The sequence below is a fragment of the Pseudomonas sp. NC02 genome (assembly GCF_002874965.1).
GTDB lineage: Bacteria > Pseudomonadota > Gammaproteobacteria > Pseudomonadales > Pseudomonadaceae > Aquipseudomonas.
On sequence record NZ_CP025624.1, the window covers coordinates 3,977,709 to 3,994,551 of the forward strand.

Genomic DNA, 16,843 nt, shown 5'->3' on the forward strand with positions numbered 1-16,843 from the left:
CGATCGGCGCCCCCGGAATGCAGCACACCAGGGAACCCTTGCTTTCGACGCACAGGACATTCAGGAGGGAAAAGTAAAACGGCCGGGCGCGGGGCAGACCGCGTGGCTGGAGGGCAGGACGTAAAACTCGCAGTACAGCGTTGAAGATTTTCATCTGACGGTACCTGGTTGTTTTGATCTTGTTTTTGTCGAGTCGCCCGAATCGAGTCCGAACGTACTTTATGCAACCTGGAATGACTTTATTGGAAAATAATTTCCATATCAACCTGTTTTAGAATTTTATTCTATTTTTCATCCATGAGGCTCCATAGCCGCCATTTCCACTACCTGCTGGCGCTCTGAACTCAGGCGCGCGGCGTCCAGTACGCGGGTGGTTGCCAGCGCATCCAGGACGTTCACCGGCAACTCGCCGTGGCCTTCCACCGCGCTTTGCAGCTGACTGTAGAACTGATTCCAACGGCCCTTTTCCGACGGCACCCGCTCACGATCCGGCCCCTGCTCGAACCAGCCCCAGCGTCGATGTTCTTCAGCGCCCCAGTGCTCGCCTTCGGTTTTCGGGGTCTTGCCGGCCAGCAGCGCCTCTTCCTGGCCGTCCAGCCCTTCGATGGTGTAGCAACCGGCCGTGCCATTCACCCGAAACCGCGGGGCCTGGCTGTTTTGCAGGGCGCTGCCCCACAGGTGTGAAATCACCCCGTTGGCGTGGGTCAGCGATACAAAGAAGCCGTGGTCCACGCTCCGCTCATCGGCGGTATAGTGCAACTGCGCGAACACCCGGTCCACCGGGCCGAACAGTTGCATGGCCTGGTCCACCAGATGGCTGCCCAGGTCCCGCAGGAAGCCGCCGCCGCTGGCATTGCCCACCGAGCCCGGGTTGTAGCGCTCCACCCGGGATTCAAAGCGGGTGACGGAGCCCAGGGCTCCGGCGTCGATCAGCTTGCGCAGGGTCAGGAAGTCCGAATCCCAGCGCCGGTTCTGGTAGACGCTGAGCAGCACGCCCTGGCGCTCGGCGGCGGTGATCAAGGCCTGGGCCTGTTCGGCATTGCTGGCAAAGGGTTTGTCGCTGACCACCGCCACACCGTGTTCGATGGCCTCCAGCACCAGGGCCGGACGGCCCTTGAGGGTGGTGGAGATCACCAGCACGTCGACACCGGCCTCGGTGATCTGCCCGATACTGTCGAAGGCCTTCACTCCGGGGTGATCCGTCGCCAGTTGCTGGCGACGTTCGGGTGACCGTGTCACCACGCCGACAAAGGTCGCCCCCGGCAGGCTGGCTATCAGGGGTGCATGAAATACACGGCCGCCTTTGCCGTATCCAACCAGTCCGATTCGCATACAAATACTCCTTGGTTAATTGTGGCGAGGGAGCTTGCTCCCGCTCGACTGCGTAGCAGTCGCAAGCTTTTCGGGGCAGCAAGCTCCCTCGCCACAGGGCACGCCACAACGGTCTAACAGCACAACTCGCGGGTCACCCGCTCCAGCATCATCCGGTTGGACTCATCCGGCCGGTCTTCCCAGGCAAACACCGACACCGTGGCAATGCCGTCGAACTTGATTTCCCGCAGAGTGCCGAAAAACGCCTCCCAGTTCACCTCGCCCTGGCCGATGTCCAGGTGCTGGTGCACGGTGGCGGTGACGCCCGGCGGGTTGACGATGTAGCGCAGGTTGGACGAAGCGCGGTGGTTGTAAGTGTCGGCAATGATCAAGTGGCTGAGCTTGGAGCCTGCGTACTTGAGCATCGAGGCGATATCGCCCTTGCCGTCGTCATAGAAGAAGGTGTGCGGCGCGGCGTAGAGGTAGTTGATCCAGTCGCGGTCGAGGCCGCGAATGATGTCCACCGACTCGTTGTTGCGCTCGCAGAAGTCGTACGGATGCGCCTGGATATCCAGCTTGATGCCTTCGCGCTCGAACTCCGGCATCAGCTCGTCCATGGAGCGCATGAACTGGTTTTCGCACACCAACGGATTGTCGGACTGGCCGGTGAATTCGGTGTTGACCAGCTCGCAGTCCATTTCCACGGCGATCTGGATCGCGCGCTTCCAGTTGCGCACGGCGGCAACCCGCAGGCCTTCGTCGGCGGCGGCCCAGTGGTACATGGGCAGCAGGGATGAGAGTTGCACGCCGGCGTCGCTCAGGGCCTTGCGAAATTCCTTGATGCGCGCGCGGTCGACCCGGGGGGCCTTGTAGAACGGCAGGAAGTCTTCCCGGGGCGAGAGTTCGATGTGCTGGTAGCCGAGCTCGGCGGCCTTGTCGACCATTTGGCCGAGGGGCAGGTGGCGGTACATGTAGGGGTCTAATGCGATGCGCATGCTTGAGATCTCCCGAATCTGAGGTAGGAACTCGGTCAAATGTGGGAGCGGGCTTGCTCGCGAATGCGGTGGGTCAGTCGATGCAAATGTTGACTGAAAGGCCGCATTCGCGAGCAAGCCCGCTCCCACACTGACTGCGTTACATCAGTGAGGATTGTGGTTAGCCGTAGAAATGCGGACGCGGTGGCAGGCCCACTTTCACAATCTGCCCACTGTTCTGCGCCTCAATGCACGCATCCGCCGCCACCGCCGCGGCAAAACCATCCCACGCCGACGGCCCCCCCACTTGCCCTGCCCTCACACCGTCGATAAACGCCTGCAGCTCAACGTCATACGCCGCGATGAACCGGTCTTTCCAATCCATAAGGATCGCGTTCGACAGCTTGGCCCCGCTGCGCATCTGCACCTGGGACGGCTCCGGCAATTTCGCAATGCCAGTCTCCCCCACCACTTCGCACTGGATGTCGTAGCCGTACTGGCAGTTCACAAACACTTCCACATCGATGCGCGTGCCCTTGGCGGTTTCCAGCAGCACGATCTGCGGGTCACGCAAGTGCGCCAGCGCCTTGCTCGATTTACGCGGGAACACCACCTGCACCGACACGTAGTCATCGGCCAGCAACCAGCGCAACACATCCAGCTCGTGGATCAGGGTGTCGGTGATCGCCATGTCGGTCTTGTAGTTCTCACCCACCCTCGGGTTGCGGTGGGCACAGTGCAGCATCAGCGGCTCGCCGATCTGGCCGCTGTCGATCACGGCTTTCAAGGCGCGATAGCCTTGGTCATACGGACGCATGAAACCCACCTGCACCAGGCGCTTGCCGTGGGCCACTTCGGCCTCGACGATCTTGCGGCAGCCTTCGGCAGTCACCGCCAGCGGCTTCTCGCAGAACACGGGTTTGCCGGCCGCAATCGCCGCCAACACAAATTCTTCGTGGCTCGGGCCCCATGAGGTCACCAGGATCGCCTCGACCTGCGGCGAATTGATCAGCGCGTGGCCGTCCGGGTACACCTCGGCGGTGAGTTTCAGGTCAGCGACGACCTTGGCCGCCTGCTCAAGGTTGATGTCGGTCACGGCCACCACCTGGCTGTTGAGCAAGGTCTGGCTGCAGCGACGAATGTGATCCTGGCCGATGGCGCCAGTACCGATAACACCCAACTTCAAAGACATGAAAACACTCCTCTTGTTATTAGTACTGCCGGGCCTTGGCCAGGCGTTCATTGAGTTGTTTGGCCACCGCATCGGTGCGCGCGCTGGTGGACACCTGCGCCACACCGACGCGCCACCACGACAGGTATTTGTGGATCATGGTTTTCGGCAGGACCTTGATATCAATCAGCGTCGACACGGTTTGCGTGCGCGCATCGGCCAGCGCCGCCTGCAACTGCTCCACGGTGTTGACCTTGTAGGTCTTGCAACCATAGGCCGCCGCACTCATGGCGAAGTCCACCGGCACAAAACCGCCGTCGAGCTTGCCGGTCTCGGGGTTGCGGAAGCGGAACTCGGTGCCGAAGCTGTCCATGCCGTGTTCCATCTGCAAATTGTTGATGCAGCCGAAGGTCATGTTGTCCAGCAGCACCACGTTGATCTTGCGCCGCTCCTGGATCGAGGTGGCCAGCTCCGAGTGCAGCATCATGTACGAGCCGTCGCCCACCAGTGCGTACACCTCGCGCTCGGGCTCGGCCAGCTTCACGCCCAACGCGGCGTTGACCTCATAGCCCATGCACGAATAACCGTATTCGACGTGGTAGGTGTTGACGCCCTTGCTGCGCCAGCTGCGCTGCAAGTCACCGGGCAGGCTGCCGGCGGCGGCGACGATGATTGCGTCGTCGGCCAGGGCTTCGTTGAGCACACCGAGTACGCGGCTCTGGGTCAGGCAGGAGCCGGTCAGCTCGATAAACTCACGCAGCACCGCCGGGTCCATGTGGTCGTTGATTTCAGGGACGAAGTTTTCAGTCTGGTATTCCGCCTGGTAGATCCGGTCGACTTCGACGTCCAATTGCGCCTTGGCATCCCGTGGCTGATCCCCCCAGCTGGAACGGTAGTCGCCCAAGGCTTCAGCCAGTGCTTCCAGGCCAACCTTGGCATCCGCCAGCAACTGCACGCCATCGAGTTTCAGTGCATCGCACGGGCTGATATTCAGGTTGAGAAACTGCACCTCAGGATGCTTGAACAGTGACTTCGACGACGTGGTGAAATCGGTATAGCGCGTGCCGATACCAATGATCAGATCCGCCTCGGGTGCCAGCAGGTTCGCCGCCAGGCAGCCGGTTTCACCAAGACCGCCGAGGTTCATTGGATGGCTTGAAACCACCGCACTCTTGCCCGCCTGGGTTTCCGCGAAAGGAATGTCGAAGCGTTCGGCAAAGGCTTGCAGCGCGGCATTCGCCCCGGAGTATTTGACCCCGCCGCCACACACGATCAGCGGTTTGCGCTTGCCCTTGAACGCCGCCACGGCATCCCCCAGCATCGCTTCGGTCGCCGGGCGACGGTCGATACGGTGCACGCGTTTTTGCAGGAAGTAATCCGGGTAATCCCAGGCTTCGCCCTGTACATCCTGCGGCAGGGCCAGGGTCACGGCGCCGGTTTCCGCCGGGTCGGTGAGCACGCGCATAGCGTGAATCGCCGCCGTCATCAGCTGTTCCGGGCGGTTGATGCGGTCCCAGTATTTGCTGACCGCACGAAACGCGTCGTTGGTGCTGATGCTCAAGTCGTGGAACTGTTCGATTTGTTGCAGTACCGGATCGGGCTGGCGACTGGCGTAGACATCACCGGGCAACAGCAGCAACGGAATCCGGTTGGCGGTCGCGGTCGCCGCGGCGGTCAACATATTCGCCGCACCCGGCCCCACCGAGGAGGAGCACGCGTAGATCTTGCGGCGCAAGTGCTGCTTGGCAAAACCAATCGCCGCGTGGGCCATGCCCTGTTCGTTGCGGCCCTGATGCACCACCAGGTCGCCGCTGTCCTGCTCCAGGGCCTGGCCCAGGCCCAGCACATTGCCGTGGCCAAAAATCGTGAAGATGCCGGCGACAAACTTGCTCTGCACACCGTCGACTTCGATGTACTGGTTATCCAGAAACTTCACCAGGGCCTGGGCCATGGTCAATCGGGTTGTGGTCATGGGGTGCTCCTTATCGTTTCTGCAGGTGGGCGATGCTCGCCCCCAATGCCTGCTTGATATCGGCCAGGCCGTGCACGCTTTCGGCGAACGGTTCGAACGACAGGTGGCCGCTGTAGCCGGTGCTGAGCAGCGTGTCGATCTGCGCGGCATTGCCGAGGATGTCAGCCTCGCCCACCAGCACGCGGTGGCCGTCGCGGATCGAGTTCAGCGGTGCGTCGGCATCTTCCACACCGGAGATATGCACCAGCCCAGTCAGTTCGGGGAAGAACTCATGTTCACTGGCCAGGTGGTGGTGGAAGGTGTCGTGCACCACGCGAAACACATCCAGACCGCCGATGGCCTTGATCGCATCCACTGCCACGCGCTTGCGGCGCAGGGAGCATTCTTCAAACCCCAGGGGTTCGACAAAACCGAGAATCCCGTATTCCCGCAGGATCGGCGCCAGTTCACTCAAGGCGGTGCGCAAACCGGCCGCGCGCTGGGCTTCGTTGCGCGAGTCGGCGCGGTCGTTCAACGGGCACATCACCAACGCCTGCGCGCCGCATTCGCGGGCATAGGCAGCCAGCTTGATGGCCTGGGCACGGCGTTCGTCATTCCACACATCGAAGGGGTACAGCGCGTTGATCGACAGCACCGTGATGCCATGCACCGCGCACAATTCGCGCACGCGGCTGGCAGGGGTGCCGTCTTCAATCTCGATGCCCTTGAGGTCGTTGCGGATCTCGATGGCGTCGCATTTCAGGGTCACCGCCAGCTGGATAAAATCGGGCAGGGAAAGGCTGGGGGCGACCATGCGGTTCAGGGCAAAACGTAGAGGCGACTTCATTATTGTTGTGCTCCACACTCGAAAAAATTTTACTTGGCAGTTGGCATGCTGAATTCAGGGCCCTTGGCGATGCTGTCGGGCCAGCGTTGCATGACGCTCTTGTAGCGGCTGTAGAAACGAATGCCTTCTTCGCCATAGGCGTGGTGGTCGCCGAACAGCGAGCGCTTCCAGCCACCGAACGAATGCCAGGCCATCGGCACCGGAATCGGCACGTTGATGCCGATCATCCCGACCTTGATGGTGCGGGCAAAGGCACGGGCAATGCCGCCGTCGCTGGTAAAGCACGACACGCCGTTGCCGAACTCATGGGCGTTGATCAAAGCCACGGCGCTGGCAAAATCCGCCACCCGTACGATGCCCAGCACCGGCCCGAAAATCTCTTGCTGGTAGATGCTCATTTCGGTGGTGACGTTATCGAACAAGGTTGCACCGACGAAGAAACCACCCTCCGCGCCCGGCACCTTGAAGCCACGACCGTCGACGATCAGCTTCGCGCCCTGGGCCACGCCCTGGTCGATAAACCCTTCGACCTTGGCCTTGTGTTCGGCGGTAACCAGCGGGCCCATCTCGCTGTCTTTTTGCATACCGTTGCCGATCTTCAACTGGTCGATACGCGGCAGCAGTTTTTCGATCAGCCTGTCGCCGACATCGCCCACCACCACGGCAATCGAGATCGCCATGCAGCGCTCGCCGGCCGAGCCGTAAGCCGCGCCGATCAAGGCGTCAGCCGCCTGATCCAGGTCGGCGTCGGGCATCACGATCATATGGTTCTTCGCCCCGCCCAATGCCTGCACACGCTTGCCGCGCTGGGTGGCCTGCTGGTGGATGTACTCGGCAATCGGGGTGGAACCGACGAACGAAATCGCCTCGATATCCGGGTGCTGCAACAGGCCGTCTACCGCGCTCTTGTCACCCTGCACCACGTTGAACACACCGTCGGGCAGACCGGCTTCGGTCAGCAGGCGGGCCATCAGCAAACTGGCGGACGGGTCGCGCTCCGACGGCTTGAGGATGAAGCAGTTACCGGTGGCCAGCGCCAACGGGATCATCCACAGCGGCACCATCACCGGGAAGTTGAACGGGGTGATGCCGGCGCACACGCCCAGTGGCTGACGCAGGTTCCAGTTGTCGATGCCGCCGCCGATGTTGTCGCTGAAATCGGTTTTCAACAGGTTTGGCGCACCGCAGGCGAACTCGACGATCTCGATACCACGGGTGACTTCGCCCTTGGCGTCGGAGAACACTTTGCCGTGTTCGCGGCTGATGATTTCAGCCAGCTCATCGTGGTGCCGGTCGAGCAATTCCTTGAATTTGAACAGCACCCGCGAACGGCGCAGGGATGATTGCTCGGACCACGCCGGGAAGGCTTTCAGCGCCGACGCCACGGCCTCATCGACGGTCTTCTGGCTGGCCAGCCCGACGCGGGCCTGGACTTCGCCGGTGGCCGGGTTGAACACATTGCTGAAACGCTCACTGGCGCTGTCGTGCACCTGGCCGTTGATGTAATGGCCGATTACCGGGGCGTTGCTCATTATTGTTCTCCGTCGAAAGTGCTTAAAGATCCAGCAGCCAGCTGTGCTGCGGGTCGTTATGGAAATGCCAGGCGCGCTTGGGGCCGGCCATCACGTTCAGGTAGTAGGACTCGTAGCCATACGGCACGCTGACGGGGTGATACCCCTTGGGCACCACCACCAGGTCGCTGTTTTCCACGGCCATGGCCTGGTCGATGCTGCGGTCGTCGGTGTAGACCCGCTGGAACACAAAGCCCTGGGGCGGGTTGATCTGGTGGTAGTAGGTTTCTTCGAGAAAGCTCTGGTGCGGCAGATCGTCGGTGTCGTGCTTGTGGGGCGGGTAGCTCGACGAGTGACCGGACGGCGTGCGCACTTCCACCACCAGCAGCGAATGGGCAGGCTCGCTGTCGGGCAGGATGTCGCACACATAGCGGGTATTGGCGCCCTTGCCGCGTACGCTGCGCTTGCATTGCTCGGGGCGGATCAGGCGTGGTGCCAGGCCGGCGTCAGTCGAGCCGGGAGCGGCGCAGACGGCAATTTGCACGTCGCTCAGCGCAGTGACCTGAGCGTCGGTGCCTGGCGGCAAATAAGCGGCAAAGGGCGACTTGTCTTCGAACACCGAGTGGCGATCACCGAGGTTTTCCCAGTTGAAGCCTTCGCCCTGAATCGTCACCCGGCCGCTGAGCAGCACCAGGCACAGTTCCTTGTCGCCGGCGGTGACTGGCAAGGTTTCACCCAGGCTCAGGCGGTAGGCGGCGAAGCCCACGTATTCCAGGCGCCCTTCTTCCAGCGCCACCATGGTTTGCCCGCGCTTGCTGCTTTTGACCAACAGGCTCATTGTCCAGTCCTCTCGCTCAACAGTGCGCGCAGGGTGTCGTAACCCTTCTTCGCATAGATGTAGCTCGGCGCCACGGCAGGATCCTGCTCGGCTTCCACTACCAGCCAACCCTGGTAATTGGCGGCCAGCAGCACGTCCAGCAGTGCGGCGAAGTCGATATCGCCGTCGCCGGGCACGGTGAAGGTGCCGTTGACGATGCAGTCCGGGAAGCTCCACATCTGGTTGCGCGCCAGTTGCACCACCGGCTTGCGCACATCCTTGAAGTGCACGTGGCAGATGCGGGCGATGTGTTTGCGCAGCACCTCGATAGGCTCTCCGCCGCCCATGTAGCAGTGGCCCGAATCAAACAGCAGGCCGACTTCCGGGCCGGTGCGGCGCATCAGTTGGTCGATGTCTTCCGGGGATTCGACGTAGGCGCCCATATGGTGGTGGTACGCCAGGCGCACGCCCTGGGACAGGGTGAAACGCGCCAGTTCGGTGAGTTTGTCGGCGTATTCCTGCCAGGCCTGTTCGCTGTGAAAACGCGGGCGTTCGATCAGGCGCACCGGCGAACCCTGGATCGAATCGGCGACTTCTCCATACACCAACACGTTGGCGCCGTTTTCACGCAGCAGTTCGACGTGGCTGGCGATGGCTTCGATTTCTTCCGCCACCGAGCGCCGGGCCAGGCGACTGGAGTACCAGCCGGAGACCAGCGCCAGGTCGTAGGGGCGCAATACATCGCCGACGCCTTTGGCGTCCTTGGGGAATTTGCCGTTGAGTTCAAAGCCTTCGTAGCCGATGTCCTTGCCTTCGCTGAGGGCCGTGCTCAACGGCGTTTCACCGCCCAGGGCCGGCAGGTCGTCGTTGCTCCAGGAGATCGGGTTGATGCCAATTCGGATAGCGGGCATGGCTGCACCTATTATTGTTTTTTCAGAGTTGCCTGAGATCTGCTTTATGTGAGAGCTGGCTTGCCTGGGATGCGCGCGACTCGGTCCAACAGGTGTACCGAGGTGATGCCATCGCAGGCAAGCCAGCTCCCACATTTGATTGCGTGTTTAGCTTCGAGAACTGCGCCAAGCATTAATCAACTGCTCAAAGATGCACTGCACCTGCTCAATCAAGGTTTGATCGTCAATCTCCCCCGCCAGCCAGGCGCGGCTTGGCTCCTGGAAGATCGTGCGGCCCACGGCGAAACCGCGGCAGGTCTGGCTCTGGCTGGCTTGCTGGAAGCCATCGGCCAGGCATTCGGCGGAAGCGTTCAGGCCCAGCAGCACCACGCCCCGGCAATAGGGATCGCGTTCCTGGATCAGTTCGTCGAGCTTTTTCCAGTCTGCGGCCGACTGCGCCTCGATCTTCCACCACGCCGGGTAGATGCCCAGGTTGTACAGGCGCTTGAGGCTGCGATAGAGCACGTCGGGATAGGTGGACGGGTGATCCTTGGGGGGCACGACTTCCAGCAGCAGCTCATGGCCGCTGACCAGGGACGCCTGATACAGGGCCTTGAGTTGCGCTTCCTGTTCCAGGCGCAGCAATGGCTCGTCATCGGGGTGAAATTGCACCAGGCACTTGATGATCTGCTCCCGGGGCCAGGCAATCAGGTTGCTGCCCACCGAGCGCCCGTGTTCAAAGGCCAGCGGCCGTGAGTTCTGGACTTCCACCGGGCGGGCGATCCACCAGCCGCGACCGCTGGCGGCGTTCAGCGCGTCCTGGCCGAAGCGTTGGTCGGCCAGAATCCCGACGTCAGCCTCGACGCCCTGCTCCGCCAGTTTGCTTTCAACCCGTTCCACGGCCTGGATAAACAGTTGCTTGAGGGCGCTGATGCGCGCCGGGTCCTGGCCGCCTTTTTGGGCCAGTTCCACCAACTGCCAGCGGTGGTCGAAGGCAAATACAAACAGCTGCTTCCAGACCTTGCGCGGCACGCTGACCTGGTGCAGGCGTTGCAGCACTGCGTCCTGGTCCGGGCGGGTAATCGGCACCGGGCTGTTGAACAGGTAATCGAGTTCGGCGCGGGTCGGCATGGCCGGCGCGCAGGCATGGCGCGACACCACCAGGCCGCCGCAGGCATTCGCCAACTGGCTGCAGCGCTCGTCGCTGGCGTCTTCAAGCCAGCCGCTGAGGAAGCCGGACATGAAGGCATCGCCGGCGCCCAGCACGTTGAGTACTTCCACCCGTACCCCGGGGTAGATCGCGCCGTCTTCAAGGCGGGCCGGGATATCGCCGTGGATCACCGTGCAGCCCTGGGGGCCAAGCTTGACCACCAGGGTGGCCGAGGTCAGGCCACGCACCGTGCGCAATGCCGTGAGCAAATCTTCACTGCCACCGGCAATCAGGAATTCTTCTTCGGTGCCGACGATCAGGTCAAAACGCGGGAGGATTTTCTGCACGTGCTGGCTGACATTCTGGTCGGCCACAAACCGGGTTTCGCCATCGGCCTTGCCGGCCAGGCCCCAGAGCACCGGGCGGTAGTCGATGTCGAGCACGCGTTTGACGTTGTGCTTCTCGGCGTAGTCCAGGGCCTGGATGCTGGCCTTGTACACGCCGTCGGTGGAGAAGTGGGTACCGGTGATCAGCAGCGCCTTGCTGGAAGCAATGAACGCTTCACTGATGTCTTCGGCACGCAGGGCCATGTCGGCGCAGTTCTCGCGGTAGAACACCAGCGGGAAGGTTTCGCGGTCCTTGAGGCCCAGCAGCACCAGGGCGGTGAGGCGTTCCGGGTCGACCTTGATGCCGCTGACGTCACAGCCTTCGCGGGCCAGGGACTCCAGCAGGAAACGCCCCATGTGGTCGTCCCCTACCCGGCTCAACATCGCCGACTTGAGCCCCAGCCGCGCGGTGCCGAACGCGATGTTGGCGGAGGAACCGCCGAGGTACTTGGCGAAGCTCGAGACATCCTCCAGCCGTGCACCCACTTGTTGTGCGTAAAGGTCGACGCCCAGGCGTCCCAGGCAAATCAGATCCAATTGACGCCCACTGGCAAAACGAGTCTGGCCCATGCTGGCTCCTGTTATTTTTATCAGCCTGCGTATGCCGTCGCGGTGGCGGCATACGCTCTTGGTGCAAGCAGACTAGAACGTCTGGTGACGCCAATCAATATTTATTCTATAAATATTTTTTGTGGAATATATTTTCCAATACACCATCATCGGTATGTCCCAGCCGCAGTGCATCGTTTCAGCTGCACCGTGGGGCGGGATGCCGAGGTATTTTTTTGCGCCTACCCTGTAGACTTGCGCACATCGACTTATTGTCAGGGGCGCCTCGACGCGCCCTATAAGAACAAGCCAGAAGGATTCCCTATGTCCCAGAGCGCCCCGGAAGACGCACTCGCCAGCCCGCCGCTGAACGCCGAGCGGTTGTTGCAGCTGATCACCGATGAATACGAGAGCCTGCCGCGCCAGCTCAAGCGCATCGCCAGCTACATGAGCCAGCAGAGCGACCGGATCATGGTCGACCGCATCAGCGACATCGCCCGTGAATGCGAAGTGCACCCGTCGGCCATCGTGCGGTTTTCCCAGCGTTTCGGGTTCAGTGGTTTCAGTGAAATGCAGGCGCTGTTCCGCGAGGCCTACACCCACAAGACCACGCCGGTGCAGAACTACCAGCAACGCATCCGCAGCATGATCGCCAACAAGTCGCAGAAAGCCAGCGGCGGCGACCTGGCGCGTGAGTGCGTGAATGCCACCCTCTCCGGGATCGAGCGCCTGGGGCTGGAACTGGATGACGCAGCCTTCGACAAGGCCGTGGACCTGGTGGTGAATGCCGACAATATCTACGTGGTGGGCGTGCGCCGCTCGTTCGCCGTGGCGGACTACCTGGTGTACAACCTGCAGCACACCAACAAGCGCATCCATCTGGTATCGGGGTTGGGCGGCAGCTATCGTGAGCAGATGCGCAGTGTGCGGGCCAACGACCTGGTGATTGCCATCAGCTTTACGCCCTACGGCAAGGAAACCCAGCACTGCCTGCGGATTGCCCAGCACCATCAGGCCAAGACCCTGATCATTACCGACAGCAACCTGTCGCCCCTGGCCAAGCGGGCGAGCACGGTGTTGCTGGTGAATGAGGGCTCGTCGTTTGCGTTCAGATCACTGAGTGCGACGCTGTGCCTGTGCCAGGCGTTGTTTATTGCCGTGGCGTATCGGCTGGAATTGAAGGTCGATGAGATTCATGAGCAGGTGGGATTCGACGACTGACTGCGACCGTTCAGCCACCAAAGATCAAATGTGGGAGCGGGCTTGCTCGCGAATGCGGTCTGTTAGTCAACATCTCCATCGACTGTTCCGCCGCATTCGCGAGCAAGCCCGCTCCCACATTTTTGACCGCGTTCACTCAGGCTTAGCGCAGTGCCCGGCGCAACACCTTGCCCACCGTCGTCTTGGGCAACTCTTCAGTACGAAACTCGACAAACCGCGGCACCTTGTACCCCGTCAAATATTCCCGGCAATGCGCCAGAATCTGCTCCTGGGTCAAGCTTGGGTCCTTGCGCACCACGATGATTTTGACCCGCTCGCCGGTCACCCCATCCTCAACCCCGATCGCCGCCACTTCCGCCACGCCCGGATGCAACGCCACCACGTCTTCGATCTCGTTGGGGTACACGTTGAACCCGGACACCAGGATCATGTCTTTCTTGCGGTCCACCAGGCGGATGAAGCCCTGCTCATTCATCACCCCGATGTCCCCGGTAGACAGCCACCCTTCGGCATCCAGCACCTCGGCGGTTTCCGCCGGGCGTTTCCAATAACCCTGCATCACCTGCGGGCCGCGTACTTGCAGTTCGCCCTGCTCGCCCAGTTCCGCCAACTCACCGTCCTCACGAATGAACCGCACCCAGGTCGACGGCAACGGCACGCCGATACTGCCGGTGAATTCCATCTCGCGCATGCGTGAGATGTCGATGGGGCTGATGCTCACCACCGGCGAACATTCAGTGAGGCCGTAGCCTTCGATGATCGGCAAGCCGGTGACTTCCTTCCAGCGCTTGGCCACAGCGGTATGGGTGGCCATGCCGCCGGCGATCACCATGCGCAAATCGGAAAAATCCCGGGCGCAGAATTCCTTGTTTTCCAGCAGGCCGTTGAACAGCGTATTCACCCCGGCAATCCCGTTGAAACGCTCCTTGCGCAGGATCATCTGCACCCGCTTCACATCCCGTGGGTTGGCGATCAGGATGTTGCGCCCGCCCAGGCACATGAACATCAGGCAGTTCACCGTCAGGGAAAAGATGTGGTACAGCGGCAGCAGGGTGACGTTGGTTTCCTGCTGGTTCTGATCGAGCTGATCACCGACCCACGCCTTGGCCTGCAACAGGTTGGCGATGATATTGCGATGGCTGAGCATGACGCCCTTGGCATCGCCGGTAGTGCCGCCGGTGTATTGCAGGAAGGCCAGGTCTTCGCGGTTCATCGGCACGGCGAGATGGGTTTGCCCGCGTCCCTGTTTCAACACCTGGTTGAAACGCACGGCCCCCGGCAGGTTGAAACGCGGCACCTGCTTCTGCACGCTGCGCAGGATGAAGTTCATCGCCGCGCCCTTGAAGGTGCCGAGCAGGTCACCGATGGCCGCGATCACCACACGTTTGACGGTACTGGCGGCCACCACTTTCTCCAGGGTGTGGGCAAAGTTTTCGAAGATCACCAGGGTCTCTGCGCCACTGTCCTTGAGCAAATGCTGCAGCTCCCGGGCGGTGTACAGCGGGTTGACGTTGACCACCACCGCACCCGCGAGAATCGTGCCCAGCAGGCAGATCGGGTACTGCAAGCAGTTGGGCATCATCAGCGCCACCCGGTCGCCCTTCTTCACACCCTGGTCTTGCAGCCACGCAGCAAAGGCGATGCCCTGCACCTCCCAGTCGGCGTAGGTCATTTCGGTGCCGATGCTGACGTAGGCCACGCGGTCGCGGAATTTGTGCAGGTGCTCCAGGAACACCTCGCGCAACGACGGGTAATCCTCGATGCCGGCGTCGATGTCTGCCGGTACGCCGGGCAGGTAAGCGTTCAACCAGAGGCGTTCGGTCTGTTCCAGGCTTACAGCGTTCATGGCAGTCTCCTTGTTGTTTTTATGGTGGGAACTACTTTTCGACGATAGCGGTAATGCCCAACCCACCCGCCGCGCAGATCGAAATCAGGCCGCGGCCGCCGCCACGCTGGTGGATCGCCTTGGCCAGTGCCGCGAGTTGCCGGCCACCGGTGGCGGCGAAGGGGTGGCCGCAGCCGAGGGAGCCGCCGTTGACGTTCATCTTGCTGCGGTCGATGCTGCCCAGCGGCGCGTCGAGGCCCAGGCGGTCGCGGCAGTAATCCGGGTCTTCCCAGGCCTTGAGGGTGCACAGCACCTGAGCGGCGAAGGCTTCGTGAATCTCGAACAGATCGAAGTCGGCGAACGTCAGGCCTTCGCGCTTGAGCATGCGTGGCACGGCGTAGGCCGGCGCCATCAGCAGGCCTTCGGTGCCGTCGACGAAATTCACCGCAGCGGTTTCACCGGTTCGCAGGTACGCCAATACGGGCAAGCCGCGCTCGGCGGCCCATTCCTCGCTGGCCAGCAGCACCACCGACGCGCCGTCAGTCAGGGGCGTGGAGTTGCCGGCGGTGAGCGTGCCGTTCTGGCGGTCGTAGGCCGGTGACAGGCCGGCAAGTTTCTCCAGGCTGGCGTCGGCCCGCAGGTTGTTGTCCCGGGCCAGGCCGCGATACGGGCTGATCAAATCATCGAAGAAACCCTGCTTGTACGCCGCATCCAGCCGCTGGTGGCTGGTGAGGGTCAACTCGTCCTGGGCCAGGCGCTTGATCTGCCAGCGCTTGGCCATTTCCTCGCAGTGTTCACCCATGGACAAGCCGGTGCGCGGCTCGCCATTGCGCGGCAGCAGCGGCTTGAAAAACATCGACGGGCGCACCCCCATCAAGGCCTTCAACCTGGCGCCGGTGCCCTTGGCGCGGTTGGCTGAAAGCAAGGTGCGGCGCAGGGACTCGTTGATGCCGATGGGCGCGTCGGAGGTGGTGTCGGAACCACCGGCAACGCCCACTTCGATCTGCCCAAGGGCGATCTTGTTCGCCACCAGCAACGCCGCTTCCAGGCCGGTGCCGCAGGCTTGTTGCAGGTCGTAGGCCGGGGTTTCGGGAGACAGTGTGGTAGACAGCAGGCTTTCCCGGGCCAGGTTGAAATCCCGGGAATGCTTGATCACCGCACCCGCGGCAAACTCGCCCAGGCGCAGGCCGTGAAGGTTGTAGCGGTCCACCAGGCCTTGCAGGGCGGCGACCAGCAGATCCTGGTTGCTGTCATGGGCGTACACAGTGTTGGAGCGGGCGAACGGGATACGGTTGCCGCCGATAATCGCCACGCGGCGCGTCGGGGCCGGGTTGAAACTGTAGTCACTCATCGATCGGTCTCATTCCAGATAAACAGCCCACGCATATGGGGTTTGTCACCGGCGAAATTGCGCACTTCAAACTCACGGCGCGGGCCGGTTGGCGGAACGTTCCACAGCGCCACCTGGCCGGGCAGGAAGATCGGCAGCTTGAAGTCGCAATGGGCCTCGGCCTGGTCCAGTCCGCCGGGGGGTTGCTGGGCGGCCAGGGCGCGGCCAAGGGTCCACATGCCGTGGGCGATGGCCCGGCGAAAGCCGAAGAGTTTGGCGCCAATCACCGAGGTGTGAATCGGATTGAAATCCCCCGAGACCCTGGCGAAACGCCGCCCCAGATCCGCCGGCAGCACCCAGCGTTGAGTGCGCAGCAAACCTTCTTCCTGCAAGGGCAACGCGTCGTCCCACGGCTCGCCAACCGGCGCGTTTACGTCACGGCGCAGGTACAGGCTGTCGCTCTCCCATATCAGGGCGCCCGCGCTGTAGCCACGGGTGGCGATGCTCAGGGCCTGGCCTTTCGGATGGGCGACCCAGCGTTCGCAATACACCTCCAGGCGCAAGGCCTGGCCCGCCTCCAGCCGTCGATGCTGGCGGATGCGATTGGCCAAATGCACCATGCCGCTGGCCGGGTACGGGAAACTCGGGCGGGTCAGCAGCATCAGGTGCAAGGGGAACGCCAGCACATGGGGATAGGACAGCGGCACGCCTTGCTCATGGCGGAAACCACAGGCCCGACCGTAAGCCGCGATCCCTTGGGCAGACAGCTCGACGGCCGAACGCACCAGGCGTTCTTTCGGCAACGTCGGCTCGCCTTCCAGCTTCGGTTTGCGCAGCCCCAATACCCCGTCCAGCAACAGCCGCGACCGCGAGGGCGGCGGGTCAATAATCTGCGTCACATAGTCCATGC

Annotated in this window: 13 protein-coding genes; 1 reads left to right on the top strand and 12 read right to left on the bottom strand. The window is 62.2% G+C overall.

All coding sequences use genetic code 11. The annotated features are described in order from the left end of the window. Positions 1-291: 291 nt before the first annotated feature. The 9 genes from C0058_RS18685 to iolC all read right to left on the bottom strand — a co-directional run bounded on the left by C0058_RS18685 (position 292) and on the right by iolC (position 11,578). Complete coding sequence (locus C0058_RS18685; protein WP_102369291.1) at positions 292-1,332, bottom strand: Gfo/Idh/MocA family oxidoreductase; 1,041 nt, start codon at positions 1,330-1,332, stop codon at positions 292-294. 113 nt (positions 1,333-1,445) lie between these two features. Then, positions 1,446-2,306 (bottom strand): sugar phosphate isomerase/epimerase family protein, encoded by an 861-nt coding sequence (locus C0058_RS18690; RefSeq protein ID WP_003214697.1) that lies wholly within the window; start codon positions 2,304-2,306, stop codon positions 1,446-1,448. 160 nt (positions 2,307-2,466) lie between these two features. Continuing rightward, positions 2,467-3,477, bottom strand: coding sequence for a Gfo/Idh/MocA family protein (locus C0058_RS18695; RefSeq protein WP_008437157.1), 1,011 nt, complete (start codon positions 3,475-3,477; stop codon positions 2,467-2,469). A 19-nt stretch (positions 3,478-3,496) separates the two neighbouring features. Beyond that, positions 3,497-5,428 carry a 3D-(3,5/4)-trihydroxycyclohexane-1,2-dione acylhydrolase (decyclizing) gene (gene iolD, locus C0058_RS18700; RefSeq protein WP_102369292.1) on the bottom strand — a complete coding sequence of 644 codons (1,932 nt, stop codon included), beginning with the start codon at positions 5,426-5,428 and terminating at the stop codon, positions 3,497-3,499. Between the two features lie 10 nt (positions 5,429-5,438). Further along, a complete protein-coding gene (locus C0058_RS18705) occupies positions 5,439-6,254 on the bottom strand; it encodes a TIM barrel protein (protein WP_102369293.1) in 816 nt (271 codons plus the stop codon). Between the two features lie 29 nt (positions 6,255-6,283). Further along, positions 6,284-7,786: a CoA-acylating methylmalonate-semialdehyde dehydrogenase gene (locus C0058_RS18710; RefSeq protein WP_102369294.1), complete on the bottom strand. Its 1,503-nt coding sequence runs from the start codon at positions 7,784-7,786 to the stop codon at positions 6,284-6,286. 22 nt (positions 7,787-7,808) lie between these two features. Next, complete coding sequence (iolB, locus tag C0058_RS18715; protein ID WP_003214687.1) at positions 7,809-8,603, bottom strand: 5-deoxy-glucuronate isomerase; 795 nt, start codon at positions 8,601-8,603, stop codon at positions 7,809-7,811. Next, positions 8,600-9,493 carry a myo-inosose-2 dehydratase gene (gene iolE / locus C0058_RS18720; RefSeq protein WP_003214685.1) on the bottom strand — a complete coding sequence of 298 codons (894 nt, stop codon included), beginning with the start codon at positions 9,491-9,493 and terminating at the stop codon, positions 8,600-8,602. Before iolE ends, iolB begins: the two co-directional genes overlap by 4 nt. Before the next feature lie 147 nt (positions 9,494-9,640). Beyond that, positions 9,641-11,578, bottom strand: a complete 1,938-nt coding sequence (iolC, locus tag C0058_RS18725) for a 5-dehydro-2-deoxygluconokinase (RefSeq protein WP_102369295.1) — start codon at positions 11,576-11,578, stop codon at positions 9,641-9,643. 303 nt (positions 11,579-11,881) lie between these two features. Between iolC and C0058_RS18730 the strand changes: the two genes are divergently transcribed. Continuing rightward, positions 11,882-12,778 carry a MurR/RpiR family transcriptional regulator gene (locus C0058_RS18730; protein WP_003214679.1) on the top strand — a complete coding sequence of 299 codons (897 nt, stop codon included), beginning with the start codon at positions 11,882-11,884 and terminating at the stop codon, positions 12,776-12,778. Positions 12,779-12,920: 142 nt separating this feature from the next. On the opposite strand, the gene C0058_RS18735 is transcribed toward C0058_RS18730, so the two are convergent. Genes C0058_RS18735 through C0058_RS18745 form a run of 3 tightly spaced genes read right to left on the bottom strand, consistent with a single transcriptional unit; the run spans position 12,921 to position 16,841 of the window. After that, a complete protein-coding gene (locus C0058_RS18735) occupies positions 12,921-14,624 on the bottom strand; it encodes an AMP-binding protein (RefSeq protein WP_102369296.1) in 1,704 nt (567 codons plus the stop codon). A 31-nt stretch (positions 14,625-14,655) separates the two neighbouring features. Continuing rightward, positions 14,656-15,954, bottom strand: coding sequence for an acetyl-CoA C-acetyltransferase (locus C0058_RS18740; protein WP_102369297.1), 1,299 nt, complete (start codon positions 15,952-15,954; stop codon positions 14,656-14,658). Continuing rightward, complete coding sequence (locus C0058_RS18745; RefSeq protein WP_087694128.1) at positions 15,951-16,841, bottom strand: MaoC/PaaZ C-terminal domain-containing protein; 891 nt, start codon at positions 16,839-16,841, stop codon at positions 15,951-15,953. Before C0058_RS18745 ends, C0058_RS18740 begins: the two co-directional genes overlap by 4 nt. Positions 16,842-16,843: the final 2 nt, after the last annotated feature.